The organism is Fructilactobacillus sp. X1R3C1 (genome assembly GCF_059901545.1).
This window is the reverse complement of record NZ_JBWXUT010000011.1, coordinates 1-3,257: the sequence shown is the minus strand read 5'-3', so window position 1 is coordinate 3,257 and position 3,257 is coordinate 1. Positions and strand designations below refer to the sequence as shown.

The 3,257-nt window shown below is 49.1% G+C and carries 2 rRNA genes; both read left to right on the top strand.

The window, feature by feature from the left end:
- Positions 1–151: 151 nt before the first annotated feature.
- Positions 152–3,068: ribosomal RNA gene (locus AC6UD8_RS06985) — 23S ribosomal RNA — on the top strand.
- A 72-nt stretch (positions 3,069–3,140) separates the two neighbouring features.
- Positions 3,141–3,257 (top strand): 5S ribosomal RNA (gene rrf, locus AC6UD8_RS06980).

Here is a 3,257-nt window from a genome sequence, read left to right as displayed (position 1 = left end):
ACTTTGTTCTTTGAAAACTAGATAATATTATTTTCTGTATTAATTATATTTTAATTATAATTTTAACCGAGAAATAACCACTACGTTATTTGAGTTTTTTAAAATAGTTTAAATCGCAAATACTCAATAACTTACATCACGAAGTGATGCAGGTTAAGTTATTAAGGGCGCATGGTGAATGCCTTGGTACTAGGAGCCGATGAAGGACGGAACTAACACCGATATGCTTCGGGGAGCTGTACGTAAGCTTTGATCCGGAGATTTCCGAATGGGGAAACCCAATCATCTTAGTCGATGATTGCACGACAGTGAATTCATAGCTGCCGTGCGGTAGACGCGGGGAACTGAAACATCTAAGTACCCGCAGGAGTAGAAAAAAATTTCGATTCCCTCAGTAGCGGCGAGCGAACGGGGAACAGCCCAAACCGATCAGTTTACTGGTCGGGGTTGTAGGACTGAACATTTGAGTTACAAAAGAATCTGATAGTCGAATCAGTTGGGAAGCTGAGCCATAGATGGTGATAGCCCAGTAGACGAAATCAGGTTCCCTCAGTTCAGGATCCTGAGTACGGCGACACACGTGAAACGTCGTCGGAAGCCGGGAGGACCATCTCCCAAGGCTAAATACTACCTAGTGACCGATAGTGAACCAGTACCGTGAGGGAAAGGTGAAAAGCACCCCGGAAGGGGAGTGAAATAGTTCCTGCAACCATGTGCCTACAAGCAGTTAGAGCCCGTTTAAGGGTGATAGCGTGCCTCTTGTAGAATGAACCGGCGAGTTATAGTTGCATGCAAGGTTAAGTTGAAAAAGCGGAGCCGAAGCGAAAGCGAGTCTGAACAGGGCGTTGAAGTATGTTGCCATAGACCCGAAACCAGGTGATCTATCCATGTCCAGGATGAAAGTGCGGTAATACGCACCGGAGGTCCGAACCCGTGTACGTTGAAAAGTGCTGGGATGAGGTGTGGATAGCGGTGAAATTCCAAACGAACTTGGAGATAGCTGGTTCTCTCCGAAATAGCTTTAGGGTTAGCCTCGGATTTAGAATCATGGAGGTAGAGCCACTGTTTGGACAAGGGGTCCGTCTTGGATTACTAAGTTCAGATAAACTCCGAATACCATTGATTTATATCCGGGAGTCAGACGATGAGTGATAAGATCCATCGTCGAAAGGGGAACAGCCCAGACCGCCAGTTAAGGTCCCTAAATATATGCTAAGTGGAAAAGGCAGTGGAGTTGCATAGACAACTAGGATGTTGGCTCAGAAGCAGCCACCATTTAAAGAGTGCGTAATAGCTCACTAGTCGAGTGATTCTGCGCCGAAAATTTACCGGGGCTAAGCATATTACCGAGACTGCGGACGCGACTTTGTCGCGTGATAGGAGAGCGTTCTAAGGGCAATGAAGCTAGACCGTAAGGACTAGTGGAGCGCTTAGAAGTGAGAATGCCGGTATGAGTAGCGAAAAATCAGTGAGAATCTGATTCACCGAATGACTAAGGTTTCCTGGGGAAGGCTCGTCCACCCAGGGTTAGTCGGGACCTAAGTCGAGGCCGAGAGGCGTAGACGATGGATAACAGGTTGAGATTCCTGTACTAGTTATTAACGTTTGAGTGATGGAGGAACGCAGAAGGCTAAGTTGTGCATCCTGATGGAGATGGATGTTCAAGTCGTAAGTCAGGTCAAGAGAGAAATGCTTTTGATCGAGTTGACAAGCGACGATGAGGACCGAAATTATAGTAGGGAAGCAACTGATGTCACGCTGCCGAGAAAAGCTTCTAGCGAGTTAATAACTACCCGTACCGCAAACCGACACAGGTAGTCGAGGAGAGTATCCTCAGGTGAGCGAGAGAACTCTCGTTAAGGAACTCGGCAAAATGACCCCGTAACTTCGGAAGAAGGGGTGCTGTCCTCACGGACAGCCGCAGTGAAGAGGCCCAGACGACTGTTTATCAAAAACACAGGTTTCTGCAAAATCGTAAGATGACGTATAGGGGCTGACGCCTGCCCGGTGCTGGAAGGTTAAGTGGAAGAGTTAGCTTCGGCGAAGCTCCGAAATGAAGCCCCAGTAAACGGCGGCCGTAACTATAACGGTCCTAAGGTAGCGAAATTCCTTGTCGGGTAAGTTCCGACCCGCACGAAAGGCGTAACGATCTGGGCACTGTCTCAACGAGAGACTCGGTGAAATTAAGATACCTGTGAAGAAGCAGGTTACCCGCGACAGGACGGAAAGACCCCATGGAGCTTTACTGTAGCTTGATATTGGGTGTTTGCACAGCTTGTACAGGATAGGTAGGAGCCATTGAAACCGGAGCGCTAGCTTCGGCGGAGGCGTCATTGGGATACTACCCTTGCTATGTGAACACTCTAACCCTGAGCACTCAACGTGCTCGGAGACAGTGTCTGGTTGGCAGTTTGACTGGGGCGGTCGCCTCCTAAATAGTAACGGAGGCGCCCAAAGGTTCCCTCAGAATGGTTGGAAATCATTCAAAGAGTGTAAAGGCAGAAGGGAGCTTGACTGCGAGACATACAGGTCGAGCAGGGACGAAAGTCGGGCTTAGTGATCCGGTGGTACCATATGGAAGGGCCATCGCTCAACGGATAAAAGCTACCCTGGGGATAACAGGCTTATCTCCCCCAAGAGTTCACATCGACGGGGAGGTTTGGCACCTCGATGTCGGCTCATCGCATCCTGGGGCTGTAGTTGGTCCCAAGGGTTGGGCTGTTCGCCCATTAAAGCGGTACGCGAGCTGGGTTCAGAACGTCGTGAGACAGTTCGGTCCCTATCCGTCGCGGGCGCAGGAAATTTGAGAGGAGCTATCCCTAGTACGAGAGGACCGGGATGGACATACCGCTGGTGTACCAGTTGCGCCGCCAGGCGCACAGCTGGGTAGCTATGTATGGATGAGATAAACGCTGAAAGCATCTAAGTGTGAAACTCGCCTCGAGATGAGATTTCCCATTCCTTTATGGAAGTAAGACCCCTGAAAGATGATCAGGTAGATAGGTTAGAAGTGGAAGCGTAGTGATACGTGAAGCGGACTAATACTAATCGGTCGAGGACTTAACCAAGCAAAAAGAAGTGGAAGTTAATCGGGCAGAGAAGATATTATCTAGTTTTGAGAGAACGAAGTTCTTTCTAAGTGTGGTGGCGAAAGCCTGAAGGATACACCTGTTCCCATGCCGAACACAGAAGTTAAGCTTCAGCACGCCAAGAGTAGTTGGGGGATCGCCCCCTGCAAGGGTAGGACGTTGCCACGC